The organism is Endozoicomonas atrinae (assembly GCF_001647025.1).
Taxonomy (GTDB): domain Bacteria; phylum Pseudomonadota; class Gammaproteobacteria; order Pseudomonadales; family Endozoicomonadaceae; genus Endozoicomonas; species Endozoicomonas atrinae.
The window spans coordinates 1-532 of sequence record NZ_LUKQ02000768.1 but is presented as its reverse complement, the minus strand read 5'-3'; the positions used below and the strand labels follow the sequence as shown (position 1 = coordinate 532).

Annotated in this window: 1 protein-coding gene; it reads left to right on the top strand. The window is 41.7% G+C overall.

Annotation, left to right across the window (positions count from 1 at the left end; translation table 11 throughout):
- Positions 1-181: 181 nt before the first annotated feature.
- Positions 182-391, top strand: coding sequence for a transcription antiterminator/RNA stability regulator CspE (cspE, locus tag AK963_RS30530; protein WP_066017351.1), 210 nt, complete (start codon positions 182-184; stop codon positions 389-391).
- Positions 392-532 lie beyond the last annotated feature (141 nt).

Sequence of the window (532 nt, the reverse complement as noted above, 5' to 3'; positions counted from 1 at the left end):
CATAGCGATTAGGATACTACTCTGTATAATGGCGGAACGTTAAAAGTGTGATTTATTTTTTATGCAAAGATTTGATGTTCCGGGTGTAATAGCTCGCCATATCCTTCATAAGTGATAACAAGCTTCTAGCTCCACCGCCTTATCACAAGGCACATTGATTATTAAATTACAGGATATGACTATGTCTACTACTACCGGTACAGTTAAGTGGTTCAATGAAGAGAAAGGTTTTGGTTTCATCGCTCAGGAAAACGGCGGACCAGATGTGTTTGCTCACTTCCGTCAAATCATAGGTGATGGCTTCAAAACACTGACAGAAGGTCAGCGTGTTGAGTTCAAAGTAACTCAGGGTCAGAAAGGCCCACAAGCTGAAGATATTCGACCACTGTAATGGTCGAGACTACAATACTGTAGTTTCCAACCTCGCATAAAATGAGGTTCAGAAGGGCAGTGCTTTCGGGCATTGCCCTTTTTTGTGGTTTCAAAAAAATAAAAGGGTTTCGGGCTTATGGCAACCACCAATATCTGGCAA